The organism is Bittarella massiliensis (ex Durand et al. 2017) (genome assembly GCF_001486165.1).
In the GTDB taxonomy this organism is placed as follows: domain Bacteria; phylum Bacillota; class Clostridia; order Oscillospirales; family Ruminococcaceae; genus Bittarella; species Bittarella massiliensis.
The window spans coordinates 115,795-135,099 of the sequence record NZ_LN908976.1 but is presented as its reverse complement, the minus strand read 5'-3'; the positions used below and the strand labels follow the sequence as shown (position 1 = coordinate 135,099).

The 19,305-nt window shown below is 65.6% G+C and carries 10 protein-coding genes; 8 read left to right on the top strand and 2 right to left on the bottom strand.

Features of this window, described 5'->3' with window-relative positions; all coding sequences use genetic code 11:
* Window positions 1–731: 731 nt before the first annotated feature.
* Complete coding sequence (locus BN3266_RS04085) at window positions 732–1,883, bottom strand: RNA polymerase sigma factor (RefSeq protein WP_059004003.1); 1,152 nt, start codon at window positions 1,881–1,883, stop codon at window positions 732–734.
* Between the two features lie 166 nt (window positions 1,884–2,049).
* Between BN3266_RS04085 and BN3266_RS04080 the strand changes: the two genes are divergently transcribed.
* A complete protein-coding gene (locus BN3266_RS04080; RefSeq protein WP_059004001.1) occupies window positions 2,050–5,298 on the top strand; it encodes a hypothetical protein in 3,249 nt (1,082 codons plus the stop codon).
* A gap of 1,185 nt (window positions 5,299–6,483) precedes the next feature.
* On the opposite strand, the gene BN3266_RS04070 is transcribed toward BN3266_RS04080, so the two are convergent.
* Window positions 6,484–9,114: a cation-translocating P-type ATPase gene (locus BN3266_RS04070; RefSeq protein ID WP_059003997.1), complete on the bottom strand. Its 2,631-nt coding sequence runs from the start codon at window positions 9,112–9,114 to the stop codon at window positions 6,484–6,486.
* A gap of 281 nt (window positions 9,115–9,395) precedes the next feature.
* Between BN3266_RS04070 and BN3266_RS04065 the strand changes: the two genes are divergently transcribed.
* The 7 genes from BN3266_RS04065 to BN3266_RS04035 all read left to right on the top strand — a co-directional run bounded on the left by BN3266_RS04065 (window position 9,396) and on the right by BN3266_RS04035 (window position 19,137).
* Entirely contained in the window at window positions 9,396–10,430 is a 1,035-nt protein-coding gene (locus BN3266_RS04065) for a threonine aldolase family protein (protein ID WP_021658715.1), read from the top strand.
* Window positions 10,431–10,550: 120 nt separating this feature from the next.
* Window positions 10,551–10,754, top strand: coding sequence for a 50S ribosomal protein L31 (gene rpmE / locus BN3266_RS04060; protein WP_044992125.1), 204 nt, complete (start codon window positions 10,551–10,553; stop codon window positions 10,752–10,754).
* 84 nt (window positions 10,755–10,838) lie between these two features.
* Window positions 10,839–11,465, top strand: coding sequence for an IMPACT family protein (locus BN3266_RS04055; protein WP_059003995.1), 627 nt, complete (start codon window positions 10,839–10,841; stop codon window positions 11,463–11,465).
* 154 nt (window positions 11,466–11,619) lie between these two features.
* Window positions 11,620–12,627, top strand: coding sequence for a deoxyguanosinetriphosphate triphosphohydrolase (locus BN3266_RS04050; RefSeq protein WP_059004564.1), 1,008 nt, complete (start codon window positions 11,620–11,622; stop codon window positions 12,625–12,627).
* Between the two features lie 152 nt (window positions 12,628–12,779).
* The gene (gene dnaG / locus BN3266_RS04045; RefSeq protein WP_059003993.1) at window positions 12,780–14,534 is read left to right on the top strand and encodes a DNA primase; all 1,755 of its coding nucleotides are present in this window, start codon (window positions 12,780–12,782) and stop codon (window positions 14,532–14,534) included.
* Window positions 14,535–14,545: 11 nt separating this feature from the next.
* Window positions 14,546–15,688, top strand: coding sequence for an RNA polymerase sigma factor RpoD (gene rpoD / locus BN3266_RS04040; RefSeq protein WP_059003991.1), 1,143 nt, complete (start codon window positions 14,546–14,548; stop codon window positions 15,686–15,688).
* Between the two features lie 812 nt (window positions 15,689–16,500).
* Entirely contained in the window at window positions 16,501–19,137 is a 2,637-nt protein-coding gene (locus BN3266_RS04035) for a hypothetical protein (RefSeq protein WP_154668970.1), read from the top strand.
* The last annotated feature ends 168 nt before the right edge of the window (window positions 19,138–19,305 follow it).

The window sequence follows — 19,305 nt, the reverse complement described above, 5'->3', positions numbered from 1 at the left end:
AGGACCCCCTGCATTCCTCCTGCGTGCAGAGGATCGCCCCTTCCTGCTGCCCAGATGTCCGCCCCCGCAGCCCCCTCCTCCACAGGAGAGAACAGCCCACATCTTCTTCCATAAGAAGGGGCCATGCCCGCTGCCGGGCGCGGGGAAAAGACCGTTTCCCCTCGACACGTCCAGAGGCATCCTGCCCCCCCTTTCCAGGGGAAGGGGAGAGGACATCGCCAAGCCGGATTGCGCCCTTTAAGAAGAGAGGGACTCCCTGCATTCCTTCCGCGTGCAGAGAGTCGCCTCTCCCTGCTGCCTAGATGTCTGCCCCCGCAGCCCCCCTCCTCCACAGGAGAGAACAGCCCCCCTCTTCTTCCATAAGAAGGGGCCATGCCCGCTGCTGGGCGCGGGGAAAAGACCGTTTCCCCCTCGGCACGTCCAGAGGCATCCTGTCCTCCCTTTCCGGGGGAAGGGGAGCGGCACCGCCAAACCGGATTGCGCCCTTTAAGAAGAGAGGGACTCCCTGCATTCCTCCCGCGTGCAGAGGATCGCCCCCCCTCCCACCCAAACATCCGCCCCCCTCTCCCTGAAAAAACAGAGACCCCATCGCCCAACCGAGCCGCCCCTTCCAGGGAAAGAGCGTCCCGGCACCTGAAAAACCGACCTCCCCCCCTTCCACATCCCCCGTCCAGCGAAAGAGCCGCACCGCCCGTCTGGGCCGTGCGGCTCTCCCTCTCTTTTGCGTCCGTTCAGGGGGCGACCGTCACCTCGCCTGCCGAGCGGTTACCCAGACTGTCGGCGATCTCGGCGCGGTAGACGCCCTCGGGCAGGGCGAAGGAGAGGGTGTCCCCCTCGCTGCGCACCGGCAGGTAGACGGCGCCGTCCTCCCCGGTGCAGCGGGCCTCTGCCAGCCCGTTCTCTTCGGCAAAGGTCAGCTTCACCAGCCCCCCTTCCCGGCGGACGGAAATCAGCCGGGGCCCCTCCCGGTCCACGTCCGTCACCGCCACCTCTCGGGCGGCAGTGGCAAGGGGGCCGGAGACCTCGAGCCGGTAGCGGCCGTTTTCCCGCACCGCCGCCCGGTAGACGCCGTCCTCCCCCCGCTCCAGGGGGAGGGCCGCGCCGTCCGGGGCGATGAGTCGGGCGCGGGTGAGGGCGGTTTTCCCCTCCACCGAGACGACCTTCTCCCGCGCCGGCCCCTTGGGGGAGAGGGAGGCCGAAAACAGCGGGGGGAGGGCCGCGCCCCCGGCGGCCACCAACACCCCCGCCCCCACCTCCGCCGCGGGGAGGAGCCAGCGGCTGTGGCCGGTCTGCGGGCGGGTGCGCCGTCCCCCCAGGGCCAGCGGCAGGGGGAGGAAGGCGGGGAGCACCCCCTTTTTCATCTTTTGGGCCGCCGATTTGAGCAGCCTCTGCACCGTCCGCTCCGACAGGTGCATGGCCTCGGCGGTCTGGCGCACCGTCTTTCCCTGAAAGTGGCGCAGGGAGACGGCCTCCAACTCCTCCTCCCCGAGCCAGCCCATGGCCTCCCGCAGCAGTTCCTGGGCCTCCCAGTCCTCCAGCGCACTGACCGATTCCGCCCTCTCCTGGTAGGGGGGCAGCTCCTCCAGCGAGCGCAGCCGCGCCCGCTCCTTGGACTTGCTGCGCCGCCGGTTCATGCAGAGGTTGTAGGTGACGCGGTTGAGATAGGCCACCAGCCCCTCGGTCTGGCGCAGCTTGTCCAGGTTTTTCCACAGCACCAGATAGGCCTCCTGCAACAGGTCCTCGGCCCCCTCCTCCTCTCCCAAATAGCGGCGGATCTGGCTGAGCTGAATGGGGGCGGTGGCCCGGTAGAGCTGGTCAAAGGCGGCCTGCTCTCCGGCCTTGGCCCGGTCCAGCAGCTCCCCCAGTTCCCGGTGTGACAGCATCGCTTCATTTCCCCTCTCTCCCGACATCGTTTCAACTGTCATTATAGCAGTTTTATGGCCGGAAAAAGAGGAACAAAAATTTCCTTTTTATTTTGTCGTATCCTGTCGCCTTCAGACATTATAAATAAGTAAGGTGTAGTGCAGACAGAGAAAAGGAGCGATTGCAATGCGACAACAAAAGCGGGCGAAGCGGAGGGGCGGGCAGGTGCTCGCCGCCGCTTTGGCAACCCTGACCCTGCTGGGCGCCCTCTCCCTCACCGGCGGGCGGGGGACGGCGGGCGCCACCGGTGAGACCACCGACCAGTATATCGGCGCCACAGATTTGAAACAGGTCTTTACCTGGAACAACGTCAGCGGCTTTGTGGGGGACAAATATGGGGTGCACGACAACGACGTATATATTTCAGACGCCACCGTTTGGATACCGCACGGAAGCGCACCGGATAGACTCAAGACCTCCATCAGTCAGGTGCATAGCAAGGGGTGGCTGTCCCTCCAATCGGACTGGACGGTGGACGTTGACTTCACGATGATCATGACGGCCCTCACCACCGGTAGTGAGCACATCAGCATCGCTCTCGCGGTGCCCGATGGAAAGATCCTCTCTCTCCTGGTCTGGAAGGTAAACGGCAATTATGAGATGGCCTTTTACAGCATGCCGAGTTCCACCCAGCCACAGACGCTGGTGAAGAAGGTCGACTTGACGAAAGACTATTTCAACCAGCCCGGCAAGCTCCAGATACAGTACAGCAGCGCGACTCAGCAGGTGACGGCCACCCTGCAGAGCGGCGGGCAGAAAGCCACCCTCTCCTGCAGCCCCTACGTCATCCTGCCGGCGGGGACGGAGACGGCCCAGCTCGCCATCACCGGCGGGGTGGACTATCCCAAAGAACTCACCTTTCCCGGCGGGTTTGAACTCTCGATGAAATTCAACTCCGCGGCCTACACCCGCTACTACCCGGAATTTGTGGAGACCAAGCTCCTCAAGGCGGACGGCAGCGCGTTCGACGAGGGCGAGGTGCCGGTGGACGGCGACACCGTCGTCGTCCAGGCCACGGTGAAAAACATCAACAAAAACGCCGACGGCCAGGCCGTCCCCTGCACCCTCAAGCTGCTGCAGGGAAATAAAGACTACCCCACCGCCGGCATCGTCCCCCTGACCAAGGCCGAGGGGCAGGAGATCAAGGCCAACGATACGGCGGTGGACGCCGGGACCGACATCGCCAACGCGGGCATCCCCTTCAAGATGACCGGCGCGGGAAACAACGTCATCACCTACAAGGCCAAGATCCAAAACCCCACCGGCGCGGCGGTGACGGTGGGCCAGCAGATTGCCGATACCTTCTTTCAGTCCCGGTGCTATTCCAAGGCCGAGCTGGTGCCGGCGGTGGAGCTGGTGCCCTTTGACCCGAACGCCGAGTCGGAGCCGGACAAGCCCACCCCCGTCCCCGGCACCGACTACCACTACACCCGCACCCCGGCCAACGAAAACGGCTGGAACCGGGGGCCGGTGGAGGTGACCTTCTGCCCCGGCACCTTTGACCAGTTCCACATCAAAAAGGGGAGCGAGCTGGAGGCCGCCCTCGACTCCACCACCCCCCAAAAGCAGTACGCGGAGGAGACCAGCGGCATCCCGGTGACCTATCAGGCGCGGGACAGCGGGTCCGGGGCCGTCTCCACCACCGCCAGCGATACCATCCGGGTGGATGTCACCGCCCCCGCCCTGACCACCGCCGACGGGGATTTGACCCTCACAGACAGCCTTTCCGGCGTCTGGAAACTGGAGCGGCAGAACCCCGCCACCAAGGCGTGGGAGACGGTGCAGGCCTTTGCCCTGACCGATGGCAGCGGGGCCGCCACCCAGACGGTTGCCCCCGCCAAAAACGGGCTCTACCGGGTGCTGGACGCGGCGGGCAACCCCTCCGCCCCCCTGGCGGTGACGGTGAGCGACCCGCCGTCGGTGGACCCCGCCGACCCGGACCAGCCGGGCCCCAGCGGCCCCGAGACCCAGACGGATGAGGAGGGGCTGGTGCACGCGGTCTACACCGACCAGATCACCCAACTGGTGACCGATCCGCCGGCCTTCGGCGGCACCCTCACGGCGGACAAGCTGCGGGAGATCATCGCCTCCCGCTACACCTTCGGCGCGGGGTCGGCCACCCTTGCCATGACCCGGGACGGGCGGGACATCTCGGCGGCCGGCCTGCCCACCACCGCCCCCGGCGCCTGCCTGGGCAGCTACACCGTGACCGACGCGGACGGCAACACCACCACCCTCCAGCTGACCTACGCCTTTGTGGAGAAACCCAAGCCGCCCGCCATCCTCCCCACCGACCCGGAGGACCCGCCCCAGGGCCCCCAGGAGGTGATCGACCCGGACAACACCGTCCACCACACCTACACCGACCGGGTGACCGAGCTGATTACCGACCCGCCGGCCCATGGCGGCAGCTTCACCCGCAGCGACGCCCTGGGGTATATCCGCGACCACTACGACTTTGCCGCCCAGGGCAGCAGCCTGATAGACCACACCCTGCATATGGAGCAGGGCGGCGCGCCGGTGGAGGGGATCTCCACCGCCGTGCCCGGCTCCTGCCTCATCACCTACACGGTGAAGGACCGGGGCGGCAACACCACCACCCTCGTCCTCACCTACGCCTTTGCCCAGCGCAGCGAGCCGCCGGTCATCGAGCCGGCCCACCCGGAGCGCCCCCTGCCCGCGCCGGAGGAGGCGGTGGACAAAGGCGGCGCCGTCCACCACAGCTACCGGCAGAGCGTCACCGAGCCGGTGGCCTATCCCCCGGCCTTTGACGGGACCCTCACCGCCGAAAAGGCGCTGGCCTGGGTGCGGCAGAACTACCGCGTCCTCCCCGGCGGCGCGGGCCTGGGGGAGGAGGGGCTCACCCTCTCCCAAAACGGGCAGGACATCACCGCCCAGGGCTTTGCCACCGACCGGGCCGGCTCCTGCCTCATCGCCTACCGGGTCGTCGACGAGTACGGCAACACCGCCACCCTCTACTTGACCTACACCCTGACCGACGGCAGCGCCTCCGGCGACGTGACCCCCCTGCCCGACGGCGGCAACGGCGGGGGCCAGGGGAGCGGAGAGGGGACCGGCCCCTACACCGGGGAGGGCGCGCCGATTTCCAGCTGTGGGCTGCACTGGCTGGCCCTGCTGGTGGGCGCTGTCTCCCTGCTCTACGCCCTGCTGCTGCGGCGGGGGAGAGAGCGGCTGCGCTGGTGGGACAACCTGGCCTTTTTGGCCGCCGGCGGGTTTGAGGGGCTGGTGCTCCTGCTGGCCCGCTGCCCCCTCGATCTCCCGGCAGTGGTGCTGGGCGCCTTCCTGGTGGCCCTGGCGGCCCTGCTGGCCGGATCGGCCGGCCGCCGGGCCGAAGACCGCCCCCTGCACCAGTAAAAAAGAGAGGCCCCCGTGGGGGCCTCTCTTTTTGGTTTGCCGCCCAACAGATCGGGGGAGGGGAGCCCCTTCTTTCCGCCGGAAAAGGGACCGTGGCCGCCGGGCCTTTTCTCCCATCTCAGCGCGCCCCCTCCCCCAAGACATGGATGGGGTGTTTCCGCAGAAAAGCGGGCAGTTCCGACGGATTGAACGCCAAAGGGCGGCCCTCCACCTCCTCATTTCCCTCTTGCAGGGGCTGAGGGCGAAAGTCGGACCGGGCAATCTGTCCCCGCTCCCCCCGCCGAAGGAGCGACTGGCAAAATGCTGGGGGCAAAATGGACAACAGAGACATCCCCTCGCCGCCGACGCGGCCTGGCCCTCCCGCGCTCCCGGAACCCCGCCTCCATTCCCCGCCAACTGCCCCCTACCGAATCGGCAGTTGTCAGAATGCGGGGCAAAAAACCGGCGGCAGGAGCATCCCACTCCTGCCGCCGATACGGCCCGGCCCTCCCGCGCCCCCGGAACCTCGCCTCCATTCCCCGCCAACTGCCCCCTCCGCCGAATCGACAGTTGTCAGAATGCGGAACAAAAAACCGACGGCAGGAACACCCCCCTCCGCCGACGTGGCCCGCCCCTCCCGCGTCCCCGAAAGCCCATCCCCACTCCCCGTCAATTGCCCCTCCCGCCGCCGACGCGGCCCGGACCTCCTGCGTCCCCGAAAACCCGTCCCCACTCTCCGTCAATTGCCCCCCGCCGAATCGACACTTGTCAGAATGCGGGGCAAAAAATGTGAGGCAAAAAACCGGCGGCAGGAATATCCTCCTCCGCCGACGTGGCCCGGCCCTCCCGCGCCCCCGGAACCCCGCCTCCATTCCCCGCCAACTGCTCCCTCCGCCGAACCGACAGTTATCAGAATGCGGGGCAAAAAAATGAGAGGCAAAAAACCAGCGGCAGGAACATCCCCCTTCCACCGCCTACATGGCCCGGCCCTCCCGCGCCCCCGAAAACCCGTACCTATTCCGCGCCCCCGGAACCCATCCCCATTCCCCGCCAACTGCCCTCCCGCCGAAGCCGCAGTTTACAGAATGCAGGGGATAAAACCGACAAATCTCCCCCTACTCCCCGCAAAAAGGTAAAATCCAAAGAGGGCCCGGCCGGGAAACGCCCCGGCCGGGCCCTCTTTCCAATCAGAAGGGGAAAATCGCCTTACTTTTTGGCAAACACCCTGGAAACCAGCTTGCCCAGCTCCACCAGGGGGATGGGCAGCAGGCTCAGTCCCGCCACGGCCAACCAGGCTTTGGCGGGCAGCAGGTACATCCCGAACACCCCCGCCACCGGCGGGATCAGGGAGACCAGCAAAATCAGCGCCAGGCTGCAGAGCACCGCGCCGTTGAGGTACTTGTTGGCAAAGGGATTCTGGGCGAAGAGGGAGCCCTTGGCGCGGATGTTGTAGACGTGCACCAACTGGCTGCAGGCCAGCACCAAAAAGGCCATGGTCCGCCCCTCTTCCACCAGGTCGCTGCCAAAGACGTAGCGGCCCAGGGCATAGCCGGTGACGGTGAGCCCGGCGATCATCAGCCCCTGCAATACAATGTGCACCCAGAGGGCGGGGTTGAAGATCCCCTGGCTCTTGGGCCGGGGCGGCTCGTCCATGACGTGTTTGTCCACCGGGTCCATCCCCAGGGCCAGGGCCGGCAGCCCGTCGGTCACCAGGTTGACCCAGAGCAGCTGGATGGCGGTGAGGGGGGAGCCGAAGGAGAGGAGCATGGAGCCCAGCACCGTCAAGATCTCGCCGATGTTGCAGCTGAGCAGGAACTCGATGGACTTGACGATGTTCTGGAAGATGCCCCGCCCCTCTTTGACGGCCACCACGATGGTGGCGAAGTTGTCGTCGGTGAGGACCATGTCCGCCGCGCCCTTGGCCACGTCGGTGCCGGTGATCCCCATGGCGCAGCCGATGTCGGCGGCCTTGAGGGCGGGGGCGTCGTTGACCCCGTCGCCGGTCATGGAGACGATCTGCCCGTTTTTCTGCCAGGCCTTGACGATGCGGATCTTGTCCTCGGGGGTGACCCGGGCGTAGACCGAGAACTCGGCGATGCGCCGGTCCAGCTCCTCCTCGCTCATGGCGGCCAGCTCCGCGCCGGTGATGGCCCGCTCGCCCTCCTTCAAAATGCCCATCTGCCGGGCGATGGCCGAGGCGGTGACCACGTGGTCGCCGGTGATCATCACCGGGCGGATGCCCGCCTTCAGGCAGGTGGCGATGGCGTCCCTGGCCTCCTCCCGGGGCGGGTCGATCATCCCGATGAGGCCCATCAGGGTCAGCCCCTGCTCCAGTTCGGCCGCGTCCTCCGGCAGGGGGAGGAGGGGGATGACCTTGTGGGCCACGCAGATGACCCGCAGGGCCTCGCCCCCCATCTCCTCGTTGATGCGGCGGGCGGTCTCCACGTCCCCGGCCACGCAGCGCTCGCTGAGGATGTCGAAGGCCCCCTTGACGATGACGTGCAGCTGGTCGTCGATCAGGTTGACGGTGGTCATCAGCTTGCGGTCCGAGTCGAAGGGCAGGTCGAACTGGCGGGGGTAGGCGGCGTTCAGGGCCTCCTGCTCCTCGCCGGCGCGCAGGGCGGCGGCGACGATGGCGGTCTCGGTGGGGTCGCCGATGTGCTTGAAGGTGCCGTCGGGCTGGGCGGAGACGGTGCCGTCACAGCAGAGGGTGCCCAGCTTGAGCAGGGCCACCGCCGGGTCGGAGGGCCGCTCCTCCCGGGAGATGTCCTCGGCCCGGTCCTCGCCGTCCACCCAGGTCTGCAACACGGTCATCCGGTTTTGGGTCAGGGTGCCGGTCTTGTCCGAGCAGATGACCGAGGCGCTGCCCAGGGTCTCCACCGCGGGCAGCCGGCGGATGATGGCGTTTTTCTTCACCATCCGCGACACGCCCATGGCCAGCACGATGGTGACGATGGCGGGCAGCCCCTCGGGGATGGCGGCCACCGCCAGGGAGATGGCCGTCAGCAGGATCTCGCCGATGGGGGTGCCCCCCAGCAGCCCGATGACGAAGATGACCGCGCAGACGGCCAGGGCCACCAGCCCCAAGATCTTGCCCATCTGCTCCAGCTTGTGCTGCAGGGGGGTCTGGCCGTCTTCCTCCCCCGAGAGGAGGGCGGCGATGCTCCCCATCTGGGTGGACATGCCGGTGGAGGTGACGATGGCGGTGCCCCGGCCGTAGCTGACGCTGCAGCCGCTGTACACCATGTTGTGCCGGTCGCCCAGGGGGGCGTCCTCCGGCACGGTGCCGGCCGCCTCCTTCTGCACCGGCACCGACTCGCCGGTGAGGGCCGACTCCTCGCACTGCAGGCTGGAGGCGGCAATCAGCCGGGCGTCGGCGGGGACAAAGTCCCCCGCCTCCAGCACGATGATGTCGCCGGGCACCAGCTCGGTGGAGGAGATGACCTCCGCCTGGCCGCCGCGGATGACCCGGGCGTGGGGGGTGCTCATGTCCTTGAGGGCCTCCAGCGCCTTTTCGGCCTTGCTCTCCTGGGCGACCCCCAGGCAGGCGTTGAGGAGGACGATCCCCACGATCACCACCGGCTCCAAAAAGTCGCCGTGTTCATCCACAAAGGCCATCACGGTGGAGACCACCGCCGCCAGCATCAGGATGATGACCATGGTGTCTTTGAGCTGGGCCAAAAATCGCTGCAGCAGGGTCTTGGGCTTTTTGCCCTGCAGCTTGTTCTCTCCCACCCGGCCCAGCAGGTCGGCCGCCTGGCTGGGGGAGAGGCCCTTTTCCAGGTCGGAGTCGAGCTGCCCGGCAATCTGCTCCGGGGTCTGGCTGTGCCATGTCACGTTTACAACACTCCTTTTTTGCTGTCCGCCGCTCCCGCCGCGCCCCGGGGGCGCAGGGGAAAACCGGCTGTTATCAGTATGCAAAGGTTGGCGCGGGGGAATACCACCATCATAGCTTTCTTTTCTTCTTTTGGCAACTATTGGCGGGCTCTGTCGGCCCTTTTTTCCGCCTTTTGCCCCCGCCCGTGTTGACAAGCCCCGGCCGGGGCGGGTATCCTCTCTTATATAGGAAAAACGAGGGGAGGGCCCGCGCCCCGCCCCACCGGAGAGGGAGAGAGACCATGACCTACTTTCAGTGCGACTACGTGGAGGGATGCCACCCGGCCATCCTCCAAAAACTGTGCGAGAGCAACCTGGAACAGACCCCCGGCTACGGCGCCGACCACTACTGCGAGAGCGCCCGCCAAAAGATCCGCGCCGCCTGCGGAAGGGAGGACCTGGACGTCCACTTCCTGGTGGGGGGGACCCAGGCCAACACCACCGTCCTCGCCGCCCTGCTGCGGCCCCACCAGGGGGCCCTCTGCGCCGAGAGCGGGCACATCGCCTGCCACGAGACCGGCGCCATCGAGGCCACCGGCCACAAGGTGCTGCCCCTGCCCTCGCGAGACGGCACCATCACCGCCGCCCAGGTGGACGACTACTGCCGCGCCCACTTCACGAGCGATGTCAGCGAGCACATGGTGCAGCCGGGGGCCTGCTACATCTCCCACCCCACCGAAAACGGCACCCTCTACACCAAAACCCAGCTGGAAGAGCTGGCGGCCGTCTGCCGCCGCTGGGGGCTGCCCCTCTACCTGGACGGGGCGCGGCTGGGCTACGGTCTCGCCAGCCCGGAGAGCGAGCTGGACCTGCCCGACCTGGCCCGGCTCTGCGACGTCTTCTACATCGGCGGCACCAAGTGCGGCGCCCTCTTCGGCGAGGCGGTGGTGATTTCCGATCCAGCCCTCAAAAAGGACTTTCGCTACTTCATCAAGCAGCGGGGCGGGCTGCTGGCCAAGGGGCGGCTGCTGGGCATCCAGTTCGACGTCCTCTTCGAGGGCGGGCTCTACCGCTCCATCTGCAAGCGGGCGGTGGAGCAGGCCATGGCCATCCGCAAGGCCTTCCTCGCCGCGGGGGTGCCCCTCTACTTCGACTCCCCCACCAACCAGCAGTTCTTCGTCCTCACCCCCGCGCAGGGGGAGGCCCTGGGGCAGGACTTTGCCTTCGAGAGCTGGGGGGAGCTGGATGATGGGCGGACGGCGGTCCGCTTCTGCACCAGTTGGGCCACCCGGGACGAGGACGTGCAGGCCCTGGTGGGGGCCATCGCCGCCCTCTAGCAAAAAAGCCCATGGGAGGGCGATTTTTTTCAAAAAAGTGGGACAAACCGTCTTGCATTTTAAAAACGGTTGTGCTATTATCTTGAGAGTAACGTTTCTTTGGTGAAAGAGGTGACTGCGTTGAAACAGGGGATTCATCCGAACTACGACAAAGCGACCATCCGTTGCGCTTGCGGCGAAGTGATCGAGACCAGATCCACGAAGGGCGACATCCGCGTCGAGGTCTGCTCCAAATGCCACCCGTTCTATACCGGCAAACAGAAACTGGTTGATACCGGCGGACGTGTTGACCGCTTCAAACGGCGCTTTAATCTGGATAAATAGCTTTTGGCGTGTCCAAAAAATGAGGGTGGTGTGGTTCACACCGCCTTTCTTTTTGTCCCGCCAAAGAGGGGAGGAGGGCCCAGCGTGGACCAGCAGAGCTACCGCACCCCGGCGGGGGAGGCGGGCGACAGTGTCACCATCAAAAAGTCCCAGTTCATCGGGCAAATTGCCCCGGCATCCTCGCCGGAGGAGGCCATGGCCTTTGTCGAGCGGGTGCGGGGGGAGCTGCGCGACGCCCGCCACCACGTCTTTGCCTACGACCTGCGCTGCCAAAACGGCCAGCGCTGCAGCGACGACGGCGAGCCCCAGGGCACCGGCGGCAAGCCCACCCTGGAGGTGCTGCAAAAGGGGGGGATCACCGACGCGGTGATCGTGGTCTCCCGCATCTTCGGGGGCGTCCTCCTGGGGGCCGGGGGGCTGCTGCGGGCCTATTCCAAAGCCGCCTCCCTGGCGGTGGCGGCGGCCGACATCGTCACCGTCTGCGCCTGCAGGCAGGTGGTGGTCGCCCTGCCCTACGACTTCTACCCAATTGTGGAGAACCTGCTGCCAAACTACCCCCTGCGCCAGGAGGGGTGCGACTTTTTGGAGCAGGTGACCCTGCGCCTCACCGTCCGCGCCGACGCGGCCGAGGGCCTTTGCGCCGACTTGGTGGAGCGCAGCGGCGGCCGGGTGACCCCCCAGCTGGGGGAGGTCGTCTTCTCCCACCTGTAAAAAATTTGCGGCGGGGTGACAGGAATCGACCCCTTTCGCCCTCTTAAATAGGGGGAGGGGCGCAGCGGGGGAGAAAAATTTGCAAAAAAAGGGTCCCGGAAAGAAGGAAACCGCCCGGCCGTTGGCGTATATAGAGGTAAAGGGGTGAATGAAGATGACCGTTTGCGAGATGACCCAGAGGATCGAGCGGGAGACCCTGTCCCCCCACGCCTCCCTGTCGGAGGAGAGCCGGGGCCGGCGCGCCCCCGCCCCGGAGGACGGGATCCGCACCCCCTACGCCAGGGACCGGGACCGGATCTTGCACTGCAAGTCCTTCCGGCGGCTCAAGCACAAGACCCAGGTCTTCCTCTCCCCCCAGGGGGACCACTACCGCACCCGGCTCACCCACACCCTGGAGGTGTCGCAGATCGCCCGCACCATTGCCCGGGGCCTGCGCCTCAACGAGGACCTGACCGAGGCCATCGCCCTGGGGCACGATCTGGGGCACACCCCTTTCGGCCACGCCGGGGAGCGCACCCTCAACGAGCTGGCCCCCTTTGGCTACAAGCACTACCTGCAGTCGGTGCGGGTGGTGGAGCGGCTGGAGAAGGAGGGGCGGGGCCTCAATTTGACCTTTGAGACCAAAAACGGCATCGCCTGCCACACCCGCGGCAAGGACGCCTGCACCCTGGAGGGGCGGGTGGTCCGCTTTGCCGACAAGATCGCCTACATCAACCACGACATCGAGGACGCCATCACCGCCGGCATCCTGGAGGAAAACGAGCTCCCCTACGACTGCGTGGCGGTGCTGGGCCGGGGGAAGAACCCCCGCATCACCACCATGGTCCGCTCCCTGCTGGAAAACAGCGGCGAGGACATCCGCATGGGCCCGGAGGTCTACCGCGCCTTTGACGCCCTGCACCGGTTCATGTACCAGGTGGTCTACACCAACTCCGCCGCCAAGAAGGAGGAGGGGAAGGCCTGCGAACTGGTGGCCCTCCTCTACAGCCACCTGGTCAAACACCCCGAGAAGATGCCGGACTTCTACCGGCAGATCGCCCGGGACGAGGGGGCCGAGCGGGCGGCGGTGGACTACATCTCCGGCATGACCGACGGCTTTGCCGTCACCGCCTTTGAGCGCATCTTTGTGCCCCGCTCCTGGCGGCTGGAGGACAGCCTCTAGGGCCCGCCCCCCGCTCTTTGCAGAGAGCCGCGCGGCCGCGCCCCCTCTCTCGGCGGGCGGGCCGGGCGCCCCTTTTTGGCCCGGGGGGGATCGCGCTTACATCATAGCGCCAAAACGGTTCAAAATATGGCAGAAAAGGAGGGGAGAGACCGTTGATCCCAGACAGCTTTATCACCGAACTGAAATTCCGAAACGACATCGAGGACGTCATCTCCCCCTATGTCCCCCTCAAGCGGGCGGGGAGCAACACCGTCAAGGGCCTCTGCCCCTTCCACTCCGAAAAGACCCCCTCCTTTGTGGTCTACAAGGACACCCAGTCCTACTACTGCTTTGGCTGCGGGGCGGGGGGCGACGTCATCACCTTCATCCGCAACATCGAAAACCTCGACTATGTGGAGGCGGTCAAGTGGCTGGCCCAGCGCTGCGGGATGCAGGTGCCCGAGCAGGGGGTCGACGACTCCATGGGCAAACTCAAACTCCGCATCCTCGAGGCAAACCGCGCCGCCGCCCGCTTTTTCTACGCCGTCCTCAAGACCCCGGCCGGAAAGCCGGGGCTGGACTACCTGCGGGGCCGGGGCCTCACCGACGAGACCATCAAGCACTTCGGCCTGGGCTACGCCCCCGACAGTTGGTCGTCCCTGCGGGACGCCCTGCGCCAAAAGGGCTTTTCCGACAGCGAACTGCTGGCGGCCGACCTGGTGGCCCGCTCCAAAAAGGGCGGGACCTACGACAAGTTCCGCAATCGGGTCATCTTCCCCATCATCGACGTGCGGGGCAACGTCATCGCCTTTGGCGGGCGCAACCTGGGGGACGAAAAACCCAAGTACCTCAACACCGCCGAGACCCCGGTCTTTCACAAAAACCGCAACCTCTTCGCCCTGGGCTTTGCCAAAAACCACAAGGGGGAACCCTTCATCCTCGCCGAGGGGTACATGGACGTCATCGCCATGCACCAGGCGGGCTTCCCCACGGCGGTGGCCACCCTGGGCACCGCCATCGGCGAGAGCCAGGCCCGGCTGATCGCCCAGTACACCGGCGAGGTCATCGTCTCCTACGACGCCGACGAGGCGGGGCAGGTGGCCACCAAGCGGGCGGTGGGCTTTTTGGCCCAGACCGGGCTGAAGATCCGCATCCTCACCATCCCCGGGGCCAAGGACCCGGACGAGTTCATCAAGAAAAACGGCGCCCACCGCTTCCAGCGGCTGCTGGACGAGGCCAAGGGCTCCACCGAGCACGAGCTCTCCCGCATCGAGGGCCGCTATAATCTGGAGGACCCCGAGGGCCGCATCGCCTACCTGCGGGAGGCCGCCCAGGCCATCGCCGCCCTCCCCACCCCAGGGGAGCGGGACGTCTACGCCGGGGTCGCCGCCGAGAAGAGCGGGGTCAAAAAGGACAACGTCCTCCTCCAAGTCGAGGACATCCGCCGCTCCCGCCACCGCAAGGAGCGAAAGAGGGAGCGGCAGGAGCTGGTGAACACCGTCCTCGACCGGCGGGACACCGTCAACCCCCAGGCGGCCGCCAACCCCCGGGCCGCCACCGCCGAGGAGATGCTCATCGCCACCGCCGTGCGGGACGGCCAGTGGGCCAGGTACATCTTTGCCGCGGTGGAGGAGGGGGACTTTGTCACCGACTTTGACCGCCGGCTCTACGGCCTGCTCAAGAGCTGCCCCCTGCCCGAGGGGCCGGATCTGACCTATCTGACCAAATTCCTCACCCCCGAAGAGCTGGCCCGGGTCTCCCGGATGCTGGCCAAGAGCGCCGGGCTCAAGGTGGGGAAAGAGGACGTGGACTTCAACATCCGCAACCTGAAAGAGGAGAGCCGCAAGCTCACGGCAGAGCGCATCGCGCAGACACCGGAAACCCAACTGGGCGATCTCATCGCCGGTTTGAAGGACAAAAAGAAATAGGAGAAGCGAATATGTCGAAAACCGAAAACGCCGCAGCCATGCTCACCATCGCCGAAATGGCGGTCAAAAAGGGAAAGCTCACCACCCAGGAGCTGACCGACCTCATCGAGAAGTACGACTTCGATGTGGAGGAGGTGGACAAGCTCTACGAGCTGCTCGAATCCAAAAAGGTCGAGATCATGGACGACCTGGTCCCCGACCAGGACATCGACCCGGAGGAGGACTTCAAGCTGGTGGCCGCCGCCGAGACCGCCCTCCCCGAGGAGAAGATCTCCTCCAAGGAGATCGAGGAGGGCAAGCGCTACGCCACCGCCGCCGACGGGGCCAACATCGACGACCCGGTCAAGGTCTACCTCAAGGAGATCGGCCGGGTGCAGCTGCTCACCTCCGCCGAGGAGGTGGAGCTGGCCAAGCGGATGGCCGAGGGCGACCCCTACGCCCGCAAGCGCCTCTCCGAGGCCAACTTGCGGCTGGTGGTCTCCATCGCCAAGCGGTACGTGGGCAGGGGGATGCAGTTTCTCGACCTGATCCAGGAGGGGAACCTGGGCCTCATCAAGGCGGTGGAGAAGTTTGACTACACCAAGGGGTACAAGTTCTCCACCTACGCCACCTGGTGGATCCGCCAGGCCATCACCCGGGCCATCGCCGACCAGGCCCGCACCATCCGCATCCCGGTGCACATGGTGGAGACCATCAACAAGGTGAAAAAGGTCTCCAGCCAACTGCTCCACCAAAACGGGCACGAGCCCTCCGCCGAGGAGATCTCCAAGGTGCTGGACATGCCCGCCGACAAGGTGCGGGAGATCATGCGGGTCGCCCAGGAGCCGGTCAGCCTGGAGACCCCCATCGGCGAGGAGGAGGACAGCCACCTGGGCGACTTCATCCCCGACGACGACGCCCCCGCCCCGGCCGAAGCCGCCTCCCACACCCTGCTGCGCGAACAGCTGGGCGAGGTGCTGCAGACCCTCACCCCCCGGGAGGAGAAGGTCCTCCGCCTCCGCTTTGGCCTGGAGGACGGCCGCTCCCGCACCCTGGAAGAGGTGGGCAAGGAGTTCAACGTCACCCGCGAGCGCATCCGCCAGATCGAGGCCAAGGCCCTGCGCAAACTCCGCCACCCCAGCCGCAGCAAAAAACTCAAGGACTTTTTGGACTAGGGGAGCCTCCTCTCCCCGCAAAGGCCCCCCTTCTTGACGCCCGGTCAGACCCACACAGAAGGGACAGCTTCTATGTGAGAAGCTGCCGAACAGCGCGTAAAAACACCCCCTGCTGCCGTGCGCAGCAGGGGGTGTTGTTGCGTCCGGACCGGCAGGACGGCAAAGAAAAATGCAAAAAGTGTAGATTTTCGCTCAACTTGATTGACACTAAGTATATATCAAAAAAAACCAAAATGCAAGGGAGAATACAGTTTGTTTTAACAGTTTGCAATAAAAGACGAAGAGGGATCGCGGCGAATGGTTAGGTACACCTAATCTGGTGAGAGGGAAAATTGCTCGACAAGAAATGTGGAAGGAGATGCTTTGATATGCGGCATCATGCGCAAATTTCTTTTTGGCAGCGATCGGCGGCGCTGGCACTGGCTGCCATTTTGGCCCTCACCGCCTTTCCCGCCCTGGCCGCGGAGGGGGACGAGGAAAAGCCGGCTGAAGACGAGGTGGTGCAGTGCACCGATTTCAGCGAGATTTTCACCACTACAATACAAAATATGGGTGATCCTCTTCTAATAAACGGAAACACCATCCACCTGGCGGATGGTGTTCATGAATATCAATCTCCCACCGACTCGACATCTTGGTCTAGCCAGTCACAGATTCAGTCGGAGTTTCCCGTTTCTCTAAAGGCCGATTGGGAATTTCTCGCTGACTTTACCATTGACAACTTCGGCTATGGCTGCTGTAATTCCGGTGGCTTTTTTGTTGGAGACTATCTTTTTTTTGTGGGGGCATCGGGAACAAGAGTTGGAATTGGGGTGCGGTATAGCGATACTTTTCCCGCTTTGACAGCACTTACCACCACCCAGGTTTACGGCACCAAGCGGTACCGCTTCTCCTACAGTGCGGCGGCCCGCAGGTTCACCATCGAAATCGCCGACCCGGCGGATGTCGACGAGAATGGGCTGCCGAAAGTTGGCAGCAGCAGTTATTATACGGTAAATTATGCCAGCCCCTTTGCCGCCAGCCTTGAAGACACATCAGTCATTTTCTACGGCGGCGTTGACAATAAACAACAGGGCGCAGACAAACGCCTCCCCGACGACAAGCAGATCGAGGCGACCTTCATCCGCGCGGCCTACACCGACTACAAGCCCGTCTTTGTCTCCACCACCCTGCTGGACAAAAACGGGGCCCCCTTCCCCGAGGGGACCGTCATCCAAGACGGCACCGAGGTCACCATCCAGGCCAAGGTGAAAAATGGCTACGAAAACGGCGGCACCGTCCAGTGCCACCTGCAACTCTCCGACAGCAAGGACTACCCCACCGCCGGCCTTTCCTTCCCCGATACGGCCGACCAGACGGTGACCATCAACGGGGTGGAGACCGCGGATGTGAACATCACCGGCGAGGGCATCCCCTTCGACTGCTCCCCCACCGAGACGGTCATCACCTACAAGGCGGTGGTGGACAACCCCGACGGCATGGCAGTCACCGTGGGGCAGATGATGCTGGACGACTTCTTTCAGTCCAAGCGCCATTCCGGCGACACCCTGATCCCCCCCATCGAGCTGGTGCCCCTGGACCCCGAAAAGCCGGTGGAGGAGCAGGGGGAGGCGGGGAAGGACTACCACTACACCCGCACCCCGGCCAACGAAAATGGCTGGAACAACGCCGACGTGTCCATCGTCTTCTTCCCCGGCGACTTCAGCGAGTTCCACATCGTGGACAACAAGAATGTGAGCGATGTGCACTATCTGGTCCCTGGCAACACCACCCAGGCCTTCACCGATGAGCTGGCGGGGAAGGAGCTGGGGCTGCAGGCCCACAACCCCACCACCGGGGAGATGTCCACCCTGAAAGACGATACGGTCAAGATCGACAAGACCGCCCCCGCCCTCGCGGCCGGGGCGGGTGGGGCGCTGACCCTGACGGACGGCCTCGCCGGGGTCTGGAAGCTGGAGCGGTACGACGCGGCCGGCAAGAGCTGGGTCACCGCGCAGGAGTACCCCCTCACCGACGGCAACGGCGCCGCCAGCCAGACCCACGCCGTCGCCCAAAACGGCAGATACCGGGTGGTGGACGCGGCGGGGAACGCCTCCGCCGCCCAGGCGGTGACGGTCAACGACCCGCCCGCCGTCACCCCCGCCGACCCCGGCGCCACCCTGCCGGTGCCCGAGCAGAGCACCGACGAGAACGGCCTGGTCCACGCCGTTATCCATGACAGCATGCAGGAATCCATCGACCGGGAGGCCCCCCTCTACGGCGGCCGCTTCACGACAGAGGACGCCAAGGACCTCTTTGACAGCCGCTACGGCTTTTCCTCCAATGTGGACAGGGACGACGGGCTGAGCTACCGGTACACCATCTCCCAGGGGGGCAAGGATGTCACCGGCCAGGGGGTGGATACCACCCAGCCCGGCGCCTTCACCGTCACCTGTGTGGCCACCGACGCCGACGGCAACACCACCACAGTGGTCCTCACCGACACCCTCATCGATCGCTCGGCCCCGCCCACGGTGGAGTGGGGGGAGGACCCCGACCCGCCGGTGGGCCCCTCCTTTGACCCCCTCAAACCCACCCCCAAGCCGGTGGTCAAAGAGGACACGGAGACCGGCAAAAAGCACGCCTACATCTACGACACCGTCACCGAGGCGGTGAAGGAGCCGGGGGCCTACGGCGGCAAACTCACCGCTGAGGTGGCGGCAGAGATCCTCTCCGGGCGCTACCGGTTCGAGACCGCCCAGGGGGACGAGGTGTTGACCTACGGCCCGGTCACTGTGACGGTGGAGGGGAAGGCGGGCAGCCTCGACACCGCCAAACCCGGCAGTTGCCTCATCTCCCAGACCGTCACCGACAGCCAGGGAAACCAGACCACCGTCTATCTGACCTATAACCTGCTCGGCAGGGACCTGCCGCCCGCAATCGACTACAACCCCGGGGACGAGACGGTGGAGCCGGGCAGTGTGCTGGACGAGCCGGAAATCATTGAGGACTGGCAGAACGGCACCAAGTACGCCACCGTAAAGGACCGGCTGGTGCAGGCAGTCTCCAACCCGCCCCTCTCCGGCGGTTCGCTGGACGGCGACGAGCTGCGGGCGCTCCTCCAGAGCCGGTACCAGTTCACCTCGGCCCAGCCCGACGGGGCCCTCAAGGAGATCCGCTTCGCCGTCACCCAAAACGGCAAGGCGGTCGAGACCATCGATACAACCCGCCCCGGCGACTACCTCATTACCTACACCCTGGAGGACTCCTCCGGCAACCGCACCTCCCTCTTCCTGCAGTACAGCCTGCGGGAGGGGGAGTGGGGCGGCCAACTCGCAGGTGGGGGAGCAGAGGCAGAGGGCCCCTACACAGGCGAACGCTCCAACGGGCTGCCGCTGTTGTCGCTGGCGGCGGCAGGGGGGCTGCTGGCCCTGCTTGCGCTGAAAAAGCGGGCGGACAGACAGGGATAAACCGACCGCCTACCCCTTTTGACGGCAAAGGGACTCGGGCAGGGCGCTTTGCCTGAAACAAAAGTCGGAGCGCCCCCCACCCCGGCAGCCCCCCCTCGCCGTTGCCGGCAGGCCCGCAGCGGCGGCGCCCCGCCGCCTCCCAAAAAGGCCCCTTTCCGCCCGAGCGGC